This is a genomic window from Cupriavidus alkaliphilus (assembly GCF_900094595.1).
GTDB lineage: Bacteria > Pseudomonadota > Gammaproteobacteria > Burkholderiales > Burkholderiaceae > Cupriavidus > Cupriavidus alkaliphilus.
The window spans coordinates 456,501-474,094 of the sequence record NZ_FMAD01000002.1; the positions used below are offsets into that span (position 1 = coordinate 456,501).

Consider the following 17,594-nt stretch of genomic DNA (forward strand, 5'->3'; position numbering starts at 1 on the left):
TTGCGTCTCCCCGGAATGATGAACCTGGATGGCGTGGGTCGTGCTCAGACCTCGAAGCGCTTGGCCGGATCATAGGTTTCGTCCGGCAAGCCCACGCCAAACACGCGCAGCCGCTCGGCGAACTTGGGATAGACGCCGGTAGCGCGGAACAGTCCACGCACGGTGCCGTCCTTGTCCACGCCGGTGCGCTGGAAGGTGAAGATCTCCTGCATGTTGATGATGTCGCCTTCCATGCCGGTAATCTCGGAGATGCTGATGATCTTGCGGCGCCCGTCGGTCAGGCGTGCCGCCTGCACGATCACGGTGATGGCCGAGGCGATCTGCTGGCGCATGGCCTTGGCGGGCATGCTCAGCCCGGCCATGCTGACCATGTTTTCCAGCCGCGTCAGCGCGTCGCGCGGTGTGTTGGCATGGATGGTGGTGAGCGAGCCTTCGTGGCCGGTGTTCATTGCATTGAGCATGTCGAGCGCCTCGCCGCCGCGCACCTCGCCGAGGATGATGCGGTCGGGGCGCATCCGCAGCGCGTTGCGCACCAGCGCGCGCTGGTTGATCTCGCCTTTGCCTTCGATATTGGGCGGGCGCGTTTCCAGCCGTAGCACGTGGGGTTGGCGCATCTGCAACTCGGCCGCATCCTCGATGGTGATGACCCGCTCATCTTCCGGGATGAAGCCTGAAAGGATGTTCAGCAGCGTGGTCTTGCCGCTGCCGGTGCCGCCGGAGACCAGCACGTTCACCTTGGCGGTCGACAGCGCTTGCAGCAGTTGCGCCATCGGCGGGGTCAGGCTGCGCAGGTTGACCAGGTCGGTGACCTGCAACGGATTGACGGCAAAGCGGCGGATCGACAGCAGCGGCCCATCGATCGCGGAGGGCGGGATGATCGCGTTCACGCGCGAGCCGTCGGGCAGGCGTGCATCCACCATCGGGCTGGTCTCGTCGATGCGGCGGCCCATGCGCGACACGATCTTCTCGATCACCTTCATCAGGTGCGCGTCGTCGTAGAAAACCACATCGGTAAGCTCGAGCTTGCCCCGCCGCTCGACATAGGTCTGCCGCGAAGTATTGACCAGGATGTCCGAGACGGTGGGGTCTTTCAACAGCGGCTCGAGCGGGCCAAAGCCAAACATCTCGTCATAGATCTCAACGGTGAGCTGCCGGCGTTCGTTATCGTTGAGCAGCACCTTCTGTTCATCGACAATCAGGCTGACCAGCGCCGCGATCTCCTGCCGCACCTGTTCTTGCGGGAAGCGCGCCAGGCGCTCCAGCTCGACCCGGTCGAGCACGGTCTCGTGTACGTCGCGCTTCAGTGCGTGGTAGCCGGGCGAGGTCGAGGCCCTGGCCTGCCCGCCGAACTGGATCGATGCGCTGCCGTTGGCATGGAAAGCGGGTGCGGCGGTGGTCAGCTGTTCGCGAATGGACATGATGGTTCCCCTTGTATGTGTTTTGCGCGTTGCCGTGCGGACTTGAAGTGCGTCCCGAGGGTCAGGTGTTCCTGGCGCGCAGCATCAGCCGACGCAGCGGCGATACCGCTTCGGACCGCACCCGCCGCTCGGCCTCGGGGCTGGCGGCAAGCTGCGTGGCCATGGCCTGCAGCGCGCGTGCAATGCCGCTGCGCCGGCTCAGCTTTGCCACGGGCTCGCCATGGCTGACCGATTCCTCCACCACCGACGGATCGTCAGGCAACGCGAACGCGACCTTCATGCCGAAGATATCTTCCATCGATGCGCGCGGCACTTCGTTCTTGCGCCCGGTCCGGTTCAGCACCAGGCGGATCTTGTCGGGGGGATAGCGCAACGCCCGCAGGATCTCGATCAGGCGGCGCCCCGGCGGTCCGTAGGCAATGGCGGGTTCCGCCACCACGCAGATGCGATCGCTGTGGTCCAGCATGCAGAGTGAAACCGGGTCGATGCTCTGTCCGATATCGAAGATCACGAAGTCGTAGCCAGGCTGGATCACTGACAGAATCCACTCCAGCTTGTCCTGCTGAATCTGGCTGGCCTTGACCGGATCGCGCGCGCCGGCGAGCACGTCGAAGCCGTTGTCCACATGCACCAGGCAGGCGTCAAGGAAAGCGGCGTCGGCCCGTTCGATCTGACTGCAGATCTCGGGCAGCGTCGACGGCGGGACCTTGTCGCTGACCAGGTGGGTGAGGTCGCCGAAATGCCGGTTCAGGTCCACCACCAGCACGCGCTTGCCGAGGTGGCGTGCCAACGCGTCGCCCAGGTTGGCAGCGACAAAGCTGGTGCCGGCACCGCCCTTGCAGGAGATCACCGAGATGACCTGTGCCGCTTCCTGCTCGCGCGGCACGTGCGTGGCTTCCACCCGCTTGAGCGCCTCGGCCAGCTGGGCCTTGTCCAGCGGCCATGAGAGCACGTCGCGGATGCCTGCGCGCATCGCTTTGATCAGCACGTCGGAGTCCAGCGCCTGCGTGACCAGGATGCAGGGCAGGCCCGGGTGCTGCTGGCGCAGGGTCTCGATGGCGAGCATCTGTCCCGGGCCGACCGCGGGCAGCTCGAGGATCATCAGGTCGGCCATGCGCAGCCGGTTGGCATGGAAGGGAAAGCGCGCCAGGTTTTCCTCGAGCGGCATGGCCTGGAAGTTTCCAACCACGGCGCTGAGCCGGGTGATCTCGGCGAGCCGGTCGCTGTCTTCGGATGCGATCAGGATCTTCAGCATGATGTCCTCGCGATGCACTTGTCGATGCTTGGGGCGATGTCTGGGTTCGGGTGGAAGCGGTCTGGAGGCATCAGCTGCAAACCGTGCCGCCAGTGGACGTGCGCAGGCTCTCGCGCGTCATGGTGGTGGTGAACGGCGGCATGCCGAGGCTCACTGGTACCAGCGGGATCACCGTGTTCACCGTAACGCCTGTCACGCTCACGGTGACGCTCTGGCAGCTTGCGCGCGCGGTGGCCGCATCGGCGGCGCAGCCTGCGGGCTCATAGGCCAGGCTGATGTTCGAGTTCTGCAGCAGCGGCAGCATGTCGCGCATGCGTGTCTTGATGACGGCGTCGCCGGCGTCGCACACCACCGCCATGCGCGCGCCCAGGCGGGTCGCCTCCGCGGCGGTATTCCAGTAGAACAGCACGCGCGAGAATTCCGCGATGCCGACCAGTAGCGTGAAGAACACGCCCGCAATCAGGCCGAATTCGACGATGGCGGCACCGCGCTGGCACGACCGCGTGCGAGCGGGATGGGGAAGGGCGAGCGGTCTCATAGCACTTGCCTCATGACGGTAGTGATGTCGCTGAAGGTCAACCCGCTCACGTCGATAAAGGACTGCAGCGGCGAGTAGGCAAAGCCGGTAATCCGTACTGCGACCAGGTTCACCGTACCGGCCGGCGTGCCGGCACCGCCCGGGTTGTCGTAGGTATTAACGTTGCTGAACGACTGGCCAGCGCATCCACTGGCGTCCACCCGATCGCAAATCACTACCATCGAGGTGCTTAGTCCAGGCGCAAGCGTGTCGCCGCTGCAGGCGCTGTTGCCATACACCGCCAGGCACTTGGCAGCGGCTGCCGGATAACCGACATCGTCCGGGGAAAACTGCGACAGGTAGCGCGTTGCCGTACGGGTCGCCTTGGTCAGCGTGTCGTACTGGTAGATCGCGCGGCCGAATTCGGCCACGCCGCACGCCATCAGCACCATCGGCGCAAGCAGGATGCCGAACTCCACTGCGGCCACGCCGCGCTGGCGCCTTGCCGAGGGCTTGCGCGTTTGCTTGCGCAGCATCAAGAGCCGTGTCATCGCCGTCTCCTATTGCACCAGCACCGGAACCAGCGGGCCGGCCCCGCCGCCTGCGCCGGGCATGCCCTGCGTCGCGCACGGGCTGCCCGCCATGGTCGAGTCGCCGCGGTATTCCAGCCGCACGGTGTCGTTGCGGCCGCCCTTTTGCATCGGCTCGACCATCAGCAGGCAGGCCCAGCCGGTGACCGGAATCTTGTGGGTGCCGGCGGTGGCGAGCGAGGTGCAGTCGACGACCGGCGCCAGCACCAGCCGGCGGTCGGCCCCGGCCTCGTGCGTGGCCCTGGCCGAGGCGTTGCCTTGCGTGTCGAGCAGCGTGGTGGCGTCGCCCTGGTACGAACGGAAGGAGTTGCGCGCGGCGAGGAAGTTCGGCTGTGCATTGCCCAGGCTGTCGCTCGAACTGCCGTTGTAGGCATTGAATTGGGCGGTCCAGGTCGCGTCCGTATAGGCAAAGCCGGTGAAGTCGGTTACCCCCACGGTCTTGCCGGCCTTGACGATGCCGAAGCGGCTGTTCCATTCGTCGGCAATGGAAGCCTTGTCGCCGGTGGTGCCGATCTGGGTGCCCGTAGCCGGCAGGTTGCACTGGCCCGCGCCCTTGAGCTGGTTGGCCAGGTCCTTGGCGCTGCTGCCGCCGGTCAGGTCGGCCCAGCCGAAATTGCCGCCGCCATAGGCCACGCTGTCCTTGTCCGCGGTGCCTGATTTGGTGATCAGCCACTGCCCGATGGTGTAGCCTCCGGGCACGGGCGGCGAGGCGGTGTCGGGCCGGCACACGAATACCGGGATCGCACAGGCGGTTTGCGCCGAGGTGGTGGTCGCCACGGCGAAGGCCGCCACGGTGCTGGGTCCGATGTTGACGCCCGGCATGGCATTGAGCACATGCGCGAACCAATGCGCGATGCCCACGCGGGCTACGTCGCAGCGCACATACTTGATGGTATTGAGCGGATAGGTAGCCGAATCCTTGTCGAGGAAGGGATTGTCGAGCGAATCGGTGTAAGTCACGCTTTCGCTCGCGACGAGCTGCACCTGTTCGCGCTGGAACAGGGCCTGGTTGCGCGAGCCGGCGGTGATGCCGGCCGCCTCGGACACTGCCAGCGGCGTGGCGCCGGTGAGGTCGCGCGCCGCAGCCAGCGCGCATGCATCGGCGCTGTTCTGCAGCTCGCTCTTGGCCACGTACAGCTTGCCCAGATCGAGCGCCAGGCCCACGAAACCGACCAGGACCACGATCACAATCCCCATGATGATGGCGACGGCGCCGCGCTGCCGTGCGTGGCGGTGCGCCAGCGCGGTGCCGTGAAACCTGGGTCTGGTCATGATGGCGCTCCCGGTTTGGTTGAGATCAGCGCGAGCCGCCGCCCATGCCCACGCCGCCGTAGCTGCCGGCGCCGAAGTCGATGGTCATGGCGGGCGTGCCGCCCTGTTGCGGCTTCGACAGCGAGCGGTCGAAGTTCCGCATCGCCGCTACTGCGGTCTTGCCGTCGGTGCCGGTGACGGTGGGCAGGCCCGCCGGCGCGTCGGGGTTGATGATCTGCATTTGCGTGACCGTGGCCAGGGCCACGCCGCGCTGGCGATCCCACACCGGGGTCGAGGTCATGCAGGCGGATAGCGTCAGGCAGGCCAGGGTGCCGAGCACCACTGCGGCGGCGCCGCGCGAGAGGTTCAGGTTCTTGCTCATGATCGTTTCTCCTGTGGCGCGGTTCAGTTGCCGCCCGAGGCATTGCGCCCGGCTGGGCTCGCGGTAGTGGCAGTCCGTGCCTGCGCCAGGCGCGCGGCGGTGGCTTCGATGCGGGCGATGCGCGCGGCGGTGTCTTCTGCCGGCGGCGCGGCCGCTGCCGCCGGCGCTGTCCTGGCCTGGTTGAGCGCCGCGGCGACGGCCAGCGGTGCCGCCGCAGGTGCGGCCGGCTCGTTCAGCGGGCGGCCGTTCGGCAACGGGCCCATCGACACCGATGTCGGCGCGGCTTCGCTGCGCGGTGCCGCCGGTGCGGTGGCGGGCGCTGCGGCGGGCGCGGCCGGCTGCGACGGGGCGGGCGCGGGTGCCGGTACCGGCTTGCCGCTGCCTTCCATATTGCCCATGAAGTACAGCGACAGCGGGTTGGGCGTGGAGAAGCTGTCGGTCGGCAGCGGGTAGTTGCTGGTTTGCATCGGCTTGACCAGGCGCGGCGTGATGATGAACACCAACTCGGTCAGGTCCTGCTGGTATTGGGTGCTGCGGAACAGCGTGCCCAGCACCGGCACTTCTCCCGCCCCCGGCAGCGCCTTCAGTGAGCCGCGCGCGCTGTCTGTCAGCAGGCCGCCGATGGCGAAGCTTTCGCCGTCGCGCATCTGCACGGTGGTGGAGGCACGGCGGGTAGTGATCACCGGCAATACAGTCTGGCCGGCCAGGGTGCCGCCGCGCACGGTCGCGCCAGTGGGCGACAGTTCGGAGACTTCCGGTGCCACCTTCAGGTGGATGCGGCCGTTGGCCAGTACCGTGGGCGTGAACTTCAGCCCCACGCCGAATTCCTCTTCCTGCAGGGTGACCGTGCCGGCACCGTTCAGGACGTTGCTCTGCGCCACCGGGATGTAGATCTTGCCGCCGGCGAGGAAGCTGGCTTCCTGGCCGCTGATGGTGACGAGGTTGGGCTCGGCCAGGATCTTGACCAGGCTGTCGTTCTTCTGCGCATCGAGGGCCACGTCGAACGGCCGGTTGTTGGCCTTGCTGGCGAAGATCGCGGTGGAAGCGCCGGTCAGCAGCGACGTCACCAGCCCGCCGCTCCAGGAACCGAAGCCGCCCTGCAGGTTCACGGTCGAGCCGAGCTGGTTCAGCAGCGTCTTCGAGACCTCGGCCACCTTGACTTCCAGCATCACCTGCTGCGGCGTATCGACCGACATCATGTTGATCACGCCGCCCTTCTTGGTGCCATCGCTGTGCGCGGCGTTGGCGTAGGCCTGCGCGATGTCCATGGCCATCTGCGCCGACTGTGCGTTGGTGACGCTGCCGGTCAGCACCAGGTTGTCGGCTGCCGTCATCACGCGGATCCCGGGCTCGCCGGGCAGGAGCTGACCAAGCGAGGTCTGCAGGCCGCCCGAATCGGCGTTGACCACCACGTTGATGATGCTGCAGGAGCCGCTGCGGCCCTGCACGATCATGTTGGTGGTGCCGACACTGCGGCCCAGCACATACAGTGTCTGCGGCGACACCATGGTGGCCTGCACCACGTTGGGATTGCCCAGGGTCCGGTTGCGTACTGCCTCCGGTAGCGGAATGAGCTGCGACTTGCCGACCGGCACGATCACGTTGGACTCATTGCGGATCGCTCCGGTGCAGTTGGGCCCGCGCGCCTCGGCGGCCGGCGCTGGTGCCGGCGCCGTGTTCTGCGCGACCGTTGCCGGCGCCCCGGGCGTCATGCTGATCGTCATCTGCATTGGCGTCGCCGGGGCCTTGGCGGCGGCCGGCGTGGTGGCCTTGGTCACGCTGCCCGCCTCCATGGCGGCCTGCGCGGCCGCCGCGAACGGCGTGCAGAGGATGGCGGCCAGCACCAGGATGCGGGTGCCGCCGGCGGCGTTGGTTTGGCTGTGTTTCATGTTGGATCTCCCCCCGGAGCGTGATGCCTGTCTGGTTTGACGGGAATGGGCCGTTTCCTTGGCGCGGTGGCTCAGAAGCACTCGACGCCGCCCTGCATGCCGGCCAGCACCCCGATGCAGTTGCCCGGGCGCGCCGGCTGGGCCACCACCGTGCGGGTCTTGACCACGGTGCGCGTGGCGGTCTGGGTGACTACCTTGACCGGCGCCGCTTCCGGTGCCTTGCCGAGCAACGTGCCCTTGGTGGCGCCGCCGGTGTTGATGTCGGCCACGTCCATCTGGTTGCGCAGCACCAGCGACAGCGTGCCGACGCTGCGCGCCACGTCCAGTTTCTCGGCCTGCTCCGGCGTGACCTCCAGCGTCACGGCATTGACCACCTTGGGCTGGGTGTCGTCGCGGCTGACCTGCTGTGCCACCGCCAGCACCAGGATCTTCTCGAGCACGATTTTCGAGATGCTGCCGGCCTGCGTGCTCTTGGCTTCCTCGTTGGTATTGACGATCACGTCGACGTAGTTGCCCGGCAGCGCGAAGCCGGCTACGCCTACGACATCGTTCACGCGCACGGTAATGGCGCGCTTGCCGTCATTGATCACGGCGGAAAGGCCGCCCTTGGTGCCGATCGGCGCCAGCTTGGCGTCGAGGACGGGCTCGCCGCGCTGCAGGCTGGTGCGCACCACGCGGCCTTCCAGCGCTTTTACGTCTTCGAAGGCACCGGGCGGCACGCTGCCCGACGGCCAGCTGACGAGCCGCAACTGGCTGCCGTTGAGTGGTTGTCCCAGGTTCAGGTCAACGGTGGCCACGACCACCTGCTTGACTGCGCTCGAAGACTGTTGCATCAGCCAGCGTGAGGCCGACACCACCGCCGCGGCGCCCGCGACGAGGGCGATCAGCAGCATCAGGATTGCGCGTGTGTTTTTCATGATGACTCTCCCTGCAATGGTCCGTGTGTGTGGGTTGCCGTGTCAGCCGGCGGCGCGGTGCCCGTCGGGCCAGCGGTCGCGCAGGCCGGGCGGCGGGGTGTCAGGTGCAGGCCGCAGCCCGTAGTAGCTCTGCCAGGCATTGAGCAGCGCTTCTTCGGTGACCTGCGCAGCGTGGCCGTGGTAGCGCACCCCCGATGCGACCAGCCGCAGCAGGTCCCGCGGGATGCAAGCCAGCAGCGGCGTATCGCCGGAGAAATGCAGGCCCTGCATCAGGAAATCGAGCACCGTGTCGCTGCTGGTCAGGCCGAATTCGGCGGCGGTGCGCAGGTACACCTCGCGATAGTCGTCCTGTGACAGCGGCCCCACGTAAAGCTTGCTGCCGAGGCGGCGCAGGAACGCATCGTCGGCGAGCTCGGACGGTTGGAGGTTGGTCGAGAACACCGGCCAGACATCGAACGGCACCGAGAAGCGCACGCCGGTGCGCAGGGTGAACATGTCGACGTTGCGGTCCAGCGGCACGATCCAGCGGTTGAGCAGCTCGGAGACCCCGACCAACTGGCGGCCCAGGTCGTCGACGATGTAGATGCCGTTGTTGGCCTTCATGTGCGGCGGCGCCTGGTAGAAGCCCGAGGTGCCGTCATAGCGCAGGTCCAGCATCGACAGGGTCAGCTCGCCGCCCGAGAGCACCACCGGCCGGTGGCACAGGATCCAGCGGCGGTCCTGCGAGCGGCGCCCAAGCGAGGTCTCGCTGTCGTCGAACGGCACATGCACGAGCGGGTCGAATACCTGGATGATTTCTCCGGCGACCGTGATCGCCTGCGGCACCGGCACCGCGCCGGGCAGCAGCGCGCCCAGTCGCTGCGCCAGGTAGGTCTTGCCGCTGCCTGGCGGGCCGTAGATCATCAATGCGCGGCACGTATTGAGCGCCATGCCGATCGCATCGAGCAGCTGCAGCGGCACGACCTGGTCGTGGAACGCCGCGGTGACGTCGGCCTTGGTCACCGAGGTATGGCTGACCGAGTGGCGCTGCACGGCATCGAGATAAGCGCTCAGCGTTACCGGCGCGGCGCCGGCGTAGCAGCAGCGCGCCATCGCTTCGGCAGCGCGGGTGTAGCCGGCGTCGGTCAGGCGGAAGCGCACGTCAAGGTCGCTTGCGCCGCGGTGGGCAATCTCGAGCAGGCGCTCGCGCACCGCCACGGTAGCGACTTCGTTGACCACGGTGGCCGGCAGCTTCAGCGTATCGGTCAGCACCGCCAGGGTGACACTGCGGTGCAGGTACGCGGCCTTCAGCAGCAGGCCGAGCAGCAGGGAGATATCCAGCCCCGTATCAGCGATGGTCCGGGGCATGACGTGCCAGGGCGGCGTTGGGGCGATGCCGGGATCGGCGTGCCCGTCGTGGGCGCTGAGCGGCACCGGTTCGAGATGCCGCGCTGCATGGCCTGTTGATTCGTGGTGCTCGATCATTGCCGTTCCCCGTTCGCTGGTGTGCGCGTTCGTCAATGGTTCAGCCGTTGACGGGTTCGTTGCGTGGTTCATGTCATGTGCTGGCGAACAGCGTGACCAGCGTGCCCGCGGCGATCGCCACGCCGTAGGGCAGCGAGCCCACCGACTGGGCACCTGGCTTTGCTCGCACGATGCCCCAGACATTGCGTAGCACGAGGGCACCGCTGCGGAACCAGTAGACCAGCGCCAGCGCCCAAACGCCGCCCACCAGGCATGCCATCAGTGCGATCTCGAAGGCCATGGCCGGGCCGAGCCACGCGCCAACGGCAGCCATGAGCTTTACATCGCCGGCTGCCATGCCGCGCAACGCATATAGCGGCAGGAAGATCGCCAGGCCGGTGAGCCAGCCGAGCGTCCAATCCATCAATCCGTGCCCGAATCCGTGCATCGCGATTTGCACGGGCACGGCCAGCATCCATGCGCCAAAGGTCAGCCAGTTCGGGATCCGACGGCGCTGCAGATCGATGGCAGCGGCCGTCAGCACGATCACTATGGTGAGCGGGCCGATAAAGGGTGAGAGCGTCGAGGTGGCAGACATGGCAATTTCCGTCTCTTATGGCATCAATGGCACGACCGACACCACCAGTTCATAAAGCGTCCGGACCTGGGTGCCTAGCGTGGTGACTGCACTCACTATCACCATGGCGATCAGCGAGCCCAAGAGCGCGTACTCGATTGAAGTCACGCCACGCTCGTCCTGCCGGAAGTCGTTCCACAGTGCATGGGCTGGTCGCATGGTGTCTTCCCAACGGGGCTATTCGATTTCCGGTAAGGGCGTGGACCGCAAGGATCCACGCCGTCGCTTGATGCCGCTACTTACATCACGCCCCACCGCCCGCCGGCGCTGCCGGCACCACGAGCCTTCCTTGGATGTAGTTGAAGATGGCGCTCAGCTGCGTGCCAACGAGCGTGACCGAAGCAATGATCACGACAGCGATCAGTGCGGCGATCAGGCCGTACTCGATGGCGGTAACGCCGTCTTCGTCACGGACAAACTGCTTCAGGGTATGGATCAGGCTTTGCATGACAATCTCCTTGGGTGGAAAAGCGCCCTCGCGGGCTTGCGGACTTCTCTTCAACATCGCTACGGATTCAGCGTGGGGTAAATCGACTGCTCAGACGGTTGCCGGGCGGCGCACACGTTGCACAGGCATGGAATGGCCAGCGACCGGCGCCAGCGCGCGCGCCACGCGGGCTGCGTGCCTGCAGCCGGCGTTCGGCCGAGGCGTGCATGCAACGTGAGGCGTGATGGCTTGTGCCCGCGCATGCCGCGCTGCGCGGCGGCACGCTGCTACCGCGCCGCGCGGAGAGGATCTCCTTGGCGTAGCGGTGCGGAATCGCGGGCTGGCGGTCAGCTGGCATGGTGATGCTCCCCTTGTGTACGTGGTTCTGCCGGCAATCGCTGTGCTGGCACTTGCGGAGCGTCTGGCGGTGCGCCGCATGCCAGCCATTAGGCAAAGCGCGGGCCAGCCAGACGCAAGTCCTTGTGGCCAAAGGCTTTCCGGCTGGCTGTGTGAAGCTGCGAGCGTCGGCGCGGCGGCAAAGCGGGGATTTGGGCAGAAGCTTGTTGCCACCGGGAAACGCGCGCGCCGCAACGGTTTTTGGATGACAAGACTTTTGAATGAGGCCATGCATGGCGCAGTCGTGATGGCCTACGTCCCGGGCCGTCTGCGCGCCTCAGCCATAAGCATGAGAAGCGATGCGATGCCTACCGCGCCTGGTTGAGCAATCGGATTGCAGACTGGTAGGCGAAGTGTCCGCGGCTGACAGATGGACGAGTCCTGTCGCTGCGCGGCCGACGTTTCCGCGAGGAAACGTTCGCTTCCCGCGTATTGCGCCGCCAGGGCCAGGGCCACGGCGCGGCGCACCGGAAATCCTTTGCGCCAGCGGCGTTGCGCCAGCAGAGCGGTCGTGATTCAGAACTGAAACGTCAGCAGCCCGTGCCGTGTTTTCTGCCACGTCCGCCAAGCTCTTAGCCCTTCCACTGCCTTGCGCGAATGTGCTGGCTCTACAAGACTACGCAAAAAGGGCGCGTCCCCGTTGCCGCAGGCATCCGCTGCGCAATGCGTGCACGGCAGCCCGCACAGGCAAGCAAAGGGGGGGGCTTCCATGACGCAGACATCCACGGTCACGCGCGGCCAGCGCACACGGCGCGCGCCCGGTGCGCACTGGCTAGACTTCGGACGCCTGCGCCTCTATTCGTACGTGGCACTGGTCTGCTATGCGCTGTTTTTTGGCATTTGGACCTTCCGCGCCTGCGTGCTCGACGTGTCAGGGGTGTTTGACCCGGGCGGAGATTTCGTGGTGTTCTGGAGTGCCGCCAAACTGACGCTCGTCAACGGCGGGGCCGCGCCGTACGACTATGCGATGTTGGGGAAGATGGAGTTTGCCACCGTGCCTGAGATGGCTCTCGGGTATGAGGCGCTGCCATGGCTGTATCCCCCGACTTTCCTTTTCTTCGTGCTTGCCTTCGGGCTGCTGCCCTATGGATTGGCCACATTCCTGTTTCTCGCAGGGGGCGCTGCCTGGTATGCATGGGCGCTGTGCCGCACGCTGCCGCGCGAGGCCTGGCTGACCGCGCTGGCATTCCCCGGCATCGCCGTGGTACTTGCCGCAGGTCAGAATGCATTGTGGCTGGCCGGTTGCGCCGGTTTGGCGCTGGCCTGTCTGCGCACGCGGCCGGTGCTAGCTGGCCTGCTGCTGGGCCTGCTCACGGTCAAGCCGCATCTCGCGCTGATGTTCCCGGTGGCGCTGCTGTGCGCGCGCAACTGGCGCGCGCTGGGCTCGATGGCGGTGACAGCGCTGGGGCTGGTATTGATGGCGTTGCTGGCGTTTGGCACCGAGCCGTTCGTGGCGTTCCTGGGCAACGCCAACCGCGCGGCGGCCCAGGTGGAGAACGGCGCCGCCTTGCTCGTGCGCATGGCGACCGTGTTCGCCGCCGTGCAGGCGCTGGGCGGTGGCACGGCATTGTCTTATGCGCTGCACGGCATGGTTGCCGCGGCGGCGCTGGCCGCGGTGGTCTATGCATGGTCGCGGCCATGCAGCTTCGCGCTGCGCGCGGCCGTGCTGTGCTGCGCCGGGCTGCTGGTGCCAGCTTATCTCTGGGACTACGACCTCGCTTTTCTCGGCCTGGCCATCGCCTGGCTGGGCATGCATGGCTACCGCAACGGGTGGTTGCGTGGCGAGCGCGAGCTTTTGGTGGCGCTGTGGCTGCTGCCGCTATGCGGCATGACGATGGGTGAGCGGCTAGGCTTTCAGCCGATGGCGCTGGGCTTGATGCTGGCGCTTGGACTTGGCGTCTGGCGAATCCGGCAGGAGCGGACCGGCAAGGCACCGCGCGATGCCTGAGAAGAGGCGTGCGTCGCGCGCCATGGAGGAAACGGATCATGGCCAACTTTGAATCCAGGCTGCTGTCACTGGTGGTGCCGTTCCACAACGAGGAAGCCGCGCTGGCCGTTTTTTTTGCGCGCGTGCTGCCGATTCTGGAATCGATTCCAGGGACGCAATTCGAGGTTGTCTGCGTCAATGATGGCAGCACCGATGACACGCTTGCCATGCTGCTGGCGCAAGCGCGGCGCGAAGCGCGAATCCGCGTGGTCGACCTGACGCGCAACTTCGGCAAGGAGGCTGCGCTGACCGCTGGCATCGATGAAGCGTCGGGGGATGCAGTGATTCCGATCGACGCTGATCTGCAGGATCCGCCCGAACTCATCCCCATGCTGGTCCAGTGCTGGCGGCAGGGCGCGGAGGTCGTGCTGGCACAGCGCGTTAGCCGGGCCACCGACTCATTTCTGAAGCGCATCACGGCGGCGGCCTACTATCGCGTGCACAATTGCCTGTCCGACCTGAAGATCCCGGAAAACGTCGGCGATTTCCGCCTGATGGACCGGACCGTGGTCAACGCCCTCAAGCAATTGCCGGAGCGGCATCGCTTCATGAAAGGCCTGTTCGCCTGGGTCGGCTACCGCACCGTGATCGTGCCCTATGAACGCGAGCCGCGCAGCGCCGGGCACTCCAAATTCTCCGGCTGGCGCCTGTGGAATTTCGCGCTCGAGGGCATTACCAGCTTCAGCACCATGCCGCTGCGCAGCTGGACTTATATCGGCGTGGCGATCGCGCTGGGGGCATTCGGCTACGGCGCGTTTATCGTGGCGCGCACGCTGGTGCTGGGCATCGATGTCCCGGGCTATGCCTCGCTGCTGTCGGCGCTGCTGTTTCTCGGCGGCATTCAGCTGATCGGCCTGGGCGTGGTCGGCGAATATGTCGGCCGCATCTACGACGAGGCCAAGGGCCGGCCGATCTACCTGGTGCGGCGGCGCTACCAGGAGACCGGGCAGAGCAGGAGCCTGGCGTCGGGACGGCGCGTGATCCGGATCGACCGCGGGCAAGTCAGCAACGGCCGCTGAAGCAAGCTGCCGCCTGGGCCCCGCCGCGAATCAGTCGCGGTAGGTCCAGGCCCGGTGCAGCAGGTAGGTGAGCATCGGCACAGTCAGCACCACACCCGCCAGGCCTGCCCAATAGCTGGCCCCTAGCCGCTGCGCGGTCCACGAAATACCCACGGTCAGCGCCAGCCCCAGCAGCGAGACGCCGGCAAAGCGCGCCAGGGTGCGATGGCGCAAGCGCGACGAGAAACTCCACAGGGTATTGAGCAAGTACGAGCACACCGTGGCGGAAACGAAGGCGACGCCGTTGGCCGCCACGGGCGAGGCGTCGAGCACGCTCACCAGCGTCGCAGTGATGGCGACATGCACGCCGGTCGAAGTGGCGCCGGAAACCAGGAACCGCGTGAATTGGCGCAGCCCGGGCGCGGTGCCGCTGGCGTTCACGATGCGCGCAGCACGGCCATCAGCGAAATGCCGAACGGCAGCGACCCGCGCGCGAGCCAGTGGCGCTCGCTGCGGAACACGCGGTGCAGCGCGCCGTTGACCGGTGCGGGCGGCAGGCCGGCGCCGGTGGCGTGGCGGCTGCCGCGCAAGCGGTCGCCGATGCGCGCGGCGACCGCGAGCGGGAACAGCATCGTATTGAAGTACGACATCCGTTCCACGCGCAGGCCACAGCGGCTGGCCAGCGCGTGCAGCGAACCCTTGCTGTAGCGGCGCTGGTGATGCAGGAAGACGTCGTGCGCGCTCCATAGCCACTGGTAGGCGGGCACGGTGATAAAGACCGCGCCGCCCGCCTTCAGCAGCCTGGCCGAGCAGTCAAGCGAGCCGGCATCGTCGGCGATGTGCTCGAGGCAGTCGAGAAGGCAGACCAGGTCGAAGCTGCGCTCGGCGAACGGCATCTGGTCGGGGCACTTGCCGTGGCGCAGGTCGTAGGCGTCGCCGGTTTTTTCTCGTGCCAGGCGCAGCGCGGTGACGTCCATTTCCACCGCGCTGACCTTGCCGAACTGCGACAGCATCGCCAGGTTGCCGCCGGTGCCAGCGCCGATCTCGAGGATCGACGCGTGGCGCGGCAAGGCCAGGCCTGAGAGGATGGTGGCGACGATCTCGCGCCGGCCGCGGAACCACCAGTGGCTGGCTTCGGTGTCGGCCATCTCGAGGTAGGCGTCAGGGGACATGAAGAGATCCTTAGAAGCGAGGCGTCGCGTGCTAGCCCTGCACGCAGATCAATCCCAGATCTCCCTTCTTCACCTGCAGCTTGTAGTCGCGCATCAGCCGGAACAGCGTCACCCGCGAAATGCCGAGCTCGGCGGCCACGTCGATCAGCCGTTCATGGTGCCGCTGCAGCGCTTCGACGATGGCGTTCTGCTCGGCGGCCTCGCGGATCGCGGCCAGCGTCTGCGGGCGGTCGTCGGCGGGCGCGGCCAGCTCCAGATCGTCCGGCTGGATCACGCCGTCCTCGCACATCGCCGCGGCGTGGCGGATGCGGTTGATCAGCTCGCGCACATTGCCGGGCCAGGTGTGCAGCTGGATCGCGCGCAGCGCCATCGGCGAGAAGCCGCGGATGCGCGCCGGCGACTGCTTGCGCACGGTGTCCAGCACATGTTCGGCGATCAGCAGGATGTCGCTGCCGCGCTCGCGCAGCGGGGGCTGGCGCACGCGCAGCACGCACAGCCGGTGGTACAGGTCGCCGCGGAAGCGCTCGGCGGCGATCGCGGCTTCCAGGTCGACGTGGGTGGCGGAGATGATGCGCACATCCACCTCGACCGACTCGGTGCCGCCCAGCCGCTCGATGCGTCCGGTCTCCAGGAAGCGCAGCAGGCTGGTCTGGCTTTCGATCGGCATGTCGCCGATTTCATCGAGGAACAGCGTGCCGCCCTGCGCCATCTCGATGCGGCCCGGCTTGCGCTTGGTGGCGCCGGTAAAGGCGCCGCGTTCGTAGCCGAACAGCTCGGACATCAGCAGCGTGGGCGGGATCGCCGCGCAGTTGACCGCGATGAAGGGACGCGAGGCCCGCGCCGAGGCGCGGTGGATGGCCTGGGCGGCGAGTTCCTTGCCGGTGCCGGACTCGCCCGAGATCAGCACCGGCGTATCCCAGCGCGACACCTTCTCGATGCCGCGGAACAGCGACTGCATCGCCGGGCAGCTGCCGATCATGCCATCGGGGCGGGCCGTGCGCGGGGCCTCATGCTGCGCGCCGGGCCGCAGCCCGGCCATGCCGAGCGCATGGCCCAGGGCCTCGGCCAGGCGCGGGTGTTCCAGCGGGGCGGTGTGGTAGTCGACGAAATACAGGCCGAGCAGCCGGCGCGCGGTCTCGCTCAGCGCGTGCTGGCCGGCGACGATGCCGATCCAGCCGATATTCCGCTGCGCCAGCCAGGGTTCAAAGGTTTCCAGTTCGGCATCGCCGAAGCCGCCTTGCAGGTCCAGCAGCGCGGCGAGCGGCTGGCTGCCTGGGGGCAGGGCCTGCAGGTCCTGCAGGTTCGACGCGAAGCTGATTTTCCAGCCACGCTGGGCGAACAGCCGGCACAGCGAGGCGTCATGGTGTTGCGACAGATACAGCAGCGGGCGGTTGGCGTACGCGCTCATGAGATTTCCCCGGATTCTTGTTTTTTGCGGAACTGGCGGCCGGCATGGCCGGCCGCTCGCTCCGTTGGCTCTAAGGCTTGCACCGGCCGCATCGTGGCGATGCCGCGCGGCGCGCTCCCCAATTTCTGTTGTTTCACCCCGTTCTGCTGCCCGCGGGACGCCGCATTGAACGGCTTGCCGCGGGATTCAGGTGGCACGGACCGCTTGCTTGCGCTCGCGGCCCGTGCGCCTGAATGACCTCCGCTTTATCTTGTCGACGCCCAATGTCATGGCGGGTGCCGATGCGGGCCAGTTCCTGCCGCGTGGCCCCCGCTTACAGCGCCAGTCCAATTCCCCGCCCTGGGTTGCGGGGGTCGTCCTGAAACTGATCCTTCGGCGAACGCGTGCCAGTGTGCTTGCCGCTGTCGTTTCAGACTTCCCCTTTGTTCCGGGCTTCTGTTCGCGCAGACATATGTGCGACGAATGTGCCAGAGCGAGCTAAGTCATTGAAAAGAAAGGAAAGGCAATGTCGCGAGATGCCCATCGCCCGCCGCGCGCGAGCCAAAACGTTCCGCTCTTGTTACGCCGCGCGCCAATTTCATGTTGCAACGCAAAAAAATCGCAAGGCATCAAGGGGTGTATCCGGCACTGAACGGGGGGCGGACGTGTGGGATGCGCCATTTTCCGAGGCCCGTACCCACCTGAATGAGGGAATGAAAAATTTGAAACGCTCGCCACGGAGGGCTCCGATACTGCACGTCGCCGCCCTTCGAAACAGTTTCATTTCCGTTACAAGGATTTAAAGGGCATACATCTTCCGCTGACATTTGGCGACAGCGCGGACCTCAGCCTTTTGGTGCCGCACGCGCGCTGGCGGCGGCGGCGGGATGGAAACAATCGGCGCGTTGACAGGCCTTCGCACGAATCG

General features: G+C 66.7%; 17 protein-coding genes. 2 read left to right on the top strand and 15 right to left on the bottom strand.

Going from position 1 to position 17,594, the window contains the following annotated elements:
* Positions 1 to 44: 44 nt before the first annotated feature.
* From GA0116996_RS05620 to GA0116996_RS05675, 12 genes are all read right to left on the bottom strand, one after another.
* A complete protein-coding gene (locus tag GA0116996_RS05620; protein WP_092308060.1) occupies positions 45 to 1,418 on the bottom strand; it encodes a TadA family conjugal transfer-associated ATPase in 1,374 nt (457 codons plus the stop codon).
* 61 nt (positions 1,419 to 1,479) lie between these two features.
* Positions 1,480 to 2,673 carry a CpaE/TadZ family protein gene (locus tag GA0116996_RS05625; protein WP_092308396.1) on the bottom strand — a complete coding sequence of 398 codons (1,194 nt, stop codon included), beginning with the start codon at positions 2,671 to 2,673 and terminating at the stop codon, positions 1,480 to 1,482.
* A gap of 70 nt (positions 2,674 to 2,743) precedes the next feature.
* Positions 2,744 to 3,211, bottom strand: a complete 468-nt coding sequence (locus GA0116996_RS05630; protein ID WP_092308062.1) for a TadE/TadG family type IV pilus assembly protein — start codon at positions 3,209 to 3,211, stop codon at positions 2,744 to 2,746.
* A complete protein-coding gene (locus GA0116996_RS05635) occupies positions 3,208 to 3,741 on the bottom strand; it encodes a TadE/TadG family type IV pilus assembly protein (RefSeq protein WP_244159763.1) in 534 nt (177 codons plus the stop codon). The genes GA0116996_RS05630 and GA0116996_RS05635 overlap by 4 nt, the downstream gene beginning before the upstream one ends.
* Before the next feature lie 9 nt (positions 3,742 to 3,750).
* Complete coding sequence (locus tag GA0116996_RS05640) at positions 3,751 to 5,052, bottom strand: pilus assembly protein TadG-related protein (RefSeq protein ID WP_167355476.1); 1,302 nt, start codon at positions 5,050 to 5,052, stop codon at positions 3,751 to 3,753.
* 25 nt (positions 5,053 to 5,077) lie between these two features.
* Positions 5,078 to 5,413 (bottom strand): hypothetical protein, encoded by a 336-nt coding sequence (locus GA0116996_RS05645; protein WP_092308066.1) that lies wholly within the window; start codon positions 5,411 to 5,413, stop codon positions 5,078 to 5,080.
* Between the two features lie 23 nt (positions 5,414 to 5,436).
* Positions 5,437 to 7,302 carry a type II and III secretion system protein family protein gene (locus tag GA0116996_RS05650; protein WP_092308068.1) on the bottom strand — a complete coding sequence of 622 codons (1,866 nt, stop codon included), beginning with the start codon at positions 7,300 to 7,302 and terminating at the stop codon, positions 5,437 to 5,439.
* Positions 7,303 to 7,373: 71 nt separating this feature from the next.
* Positions 7,374 to 8,219, bottom strand: a complete 846-nt coding sequence (cpaB, locus tag GA0116996_RS05655) for a Flp pilus assembly protein CpaB (protein ID WP_092308070.1) — start codon at positions 8,217 to 8,219, stop codon at positions 7,374 to 7,376.
* A gap of 42 nt (positions 8,220 to 8,261) precedes the next feature.
* Entirely contained in the window at positions 8,262 to 9,683 is a 1,422-nt protein-coding gene (locus tag GA0116996_RS05660; protein WP_092308072.1) for an ATP-binding protein, read from the bottom strand.
* Between the two features lie 73 nt (positions 9,684 to 9,756).
* Entirely contained in the window at positions 9,757 to 10,260 is a 504-nt protein-coding gene (locus tag GA0116996_RS05665; RefSeq protein ID WP_092308074.1) for an A24 family peptidase, read from the bottom strand.
* Positions 10,261 to 10,275: 15 nt separating this feature from the next.
* Positions 10,276 to 10,458, bottom strand: a complete 183-nt coding sequence (locus GA0116996_RS05670) for a Flp family type IVb pilin (RefSeq protein WP_092308076.1) — start codon at positions 10,456 to 10,458, stop codon at positions 10,276 to 10,278.
* Between the two features lie 85 nt (positions 10,459 to 10,543).
* Entirely contained in the window at positions 10,544 to 10,747 is a 204-nt protein-coding gene (locus GA0116996_RS05675) for a Flp family type IVb pilin (protein ID WP_092308078.1), read from the bottom strand.
* Positions 10,748 to 11,789: 1,042 nt separating this feature from the next.
* On the opposite strand from GA0116996_RS05675, the gene GA0116996_RS05680 reads away from it, so the two are divergent.
* The gene (locus GA0116996_RS05680; RefSeq protein WP_244159765.1) at positions 11,790 to 13,070 is read left to right on the top strand and encodes a glycosyltransferase family 87 protein; all 1,281 of its coding nucleotides are present in this window, start codon (positions 11,790 to 11,792) and stop codon (positions 13,068 to 13,070) included.
* Between the two features lie 38 nt (positions 13,071 to 13,108).
* Entirely contained in the window at positions 13,109 to 14,128 is a 1,020-nt protein-coding gene (locus GA0116996_RS05685) for a glycosyltransferase family 2 protein (protein ID WP_092308082.1), read from the top strand.
* Between the two features lie 30 nt (positions 14,129 to 14,158).
* Here the strand turns inward: GA0116996_RS05685 and GA0116996_RS05690 are convergent, their stop codons facing one another.
* The 3 genes from GA0116996_RS05690 to GA0116996_RS05700 are packed head-to-tail and all read right to left on the bottom strand — an operon-like array spanning position 14,159 to position 16,687.
* Positions 14,159 to 14,548: a GtrA family protein gene (locus GA0116996_RS05690; RefSeq protein ID WP_092308084.1), complete on the bottom strand. Its 390-nt coding sequence runs from the start codon at positions 14,546 to 14,548 to the stop codon at positions 14,159 to 14,161.
* Complete coding sequence (locus tag GA0116996_RS05695) at positions 14,545 to 15,279, bottom strand: class I SAM-dependent methyltransferase (protein WP_092308086.1); 735 nt, start codon at positions 15,277 to 15,279, stop codon at positions 14,545 to 14,547. The genes GA0116996_RS05690 and GA0116996_RS05695 overlap by 4 nt, the downstream gene beginning before the upstream one ends.
* A 31-nt stretch (positions 15,280 to 15,310) precedes the next feature.
* Positions 15,311 to 16,687, bottom strand: coding sequence for a sigma-54 dependent transcriptional regulator (locus GA0116996_RS05700; protein WP_092308088.1), 1,377 nt, complete (start codon positions 16,685 to 16,687; stop codon positions 15,311 to 15,313).
* Between the last annotated feature and the right edge of the window lie 907 nt (positions 16,688 to 17,594).

What these genes read in the sequence shown, in the direction of transcription:
- GA0116996_RS05620 (WP_092308060.1), bottom strand. Translation starts at nt 1,418, where the DNA reads ATGTCCATTCGCGAACAGCTGACCACCGCCGCACCCGCTTTCCATGCC.
- GA0116996_RS05625 (WP_092308396.1), bottom strand. Translation starts at nt 2,673, where the DNA reads ATGCTGAAGATCCTGATCGCATCCGAAGACAGCGACCGGCTCGCCGAG.
- GA0116996_RS05630 (WP_092308062.1), bottom strand. Translation starts at nt 3,211, where the DNA reads ATGAGACCGCTCGCCCTTCCCCATCCCGCTCGCACGCGGTCGTGCCAG.
- GA0116996_RS05635 (WP_244159763.1), bottom strand. Translation starts at nt 3,741, where the DNA reads ATGACACGGCTCTTGATGCTGCGCAAGCAAACGCGCAAGCCCTCGGCA.
- GA0116996_RS05640 (WP_167355476.1), bottom strand. Translation starts at nt 5,052, where the DNA reads ATGACCAGACCCAGGTTTCACGGCACCGCGCTGGCGCACCGCCACGCA.
- GA0116996_RS05645 (WP_092308066.1), bottom strand. Translation starts at nt 5,413, where the DNA reads ATGAGCAAGAACCTGAACCTCTCGCGCGGCGCCGCCGCAGTGGTGCTC.
- GA0116996_RS05650 (WP_092308068.1), bottom strand. Translation starts at nt 7,302, where the DNA reads ATGAAACACAGCCAAACCAACGCCGCCGGCGGCACCCGCATCCTGGTG.
- cpaB (WP_092308070.1), bottom strand. Translation starts at nt 8,219, where the DNA reads ATGAAAAACACACGCGCAATCCTGATGCTGCTGATCGCCCTCGTCGCG.
- GA0116996_RS05660 (WP_092308072.1), bottom strand. Translation starts at nt 9,683, where the DNA reads ATGATCGAGCACCACGAATCAACAGGCCATGCAGCGCGGCATCTCGAA.
- GA0116996_RS05665 (WP_092308074.1), bottom strand. Translation starts at nt 10,260, where the DNA reads ATGTCTGCCACCTCGACGCTCTCACCCTTTATCGGCCCGCTCACCATA.
- GA0116996_RS05670 (WP_092308076.1), bottom strand. Translation starts at nt 10,458, where the DNA reads ATGCGACCAGCCCATGCACTGTGGAACGACTTCCGGCAGGACGAGCGT.
- GA0116996_RS05675 (WP_092308078.1), bottom strand. Translation starts at nt 10,747, where the DNA reads ATGCAAAGCCTGATCCATACCCTGAAGCAGTTTGTCCGTGACGAAGAC.
- GA0116996_RS05685 (WP_092308082.1), top strand. Translation starts at nt 13,109, where the DNA reads ATGGCCAACTTTGAATCCAGGCTGCTGTCACTGGTGGTGCCGTTCCAC.
- GA0116996_RS05695 (WP_092308086.1), bottom strand. Translation starts at nt 15,279, where the DNA reads ATGTCCCCTGACGCCTACCTCGAGATGGCCGACACCGAAGCCAGCCAC.
- GA0116996_RS05700 (WP_092308088.1), bottom strand. Translation starts at nt 16,687, where the DNA reads ATGAGCGCGTACGCCAACCGCCCGCTGCTGTATCTGTCGCAACACCAT.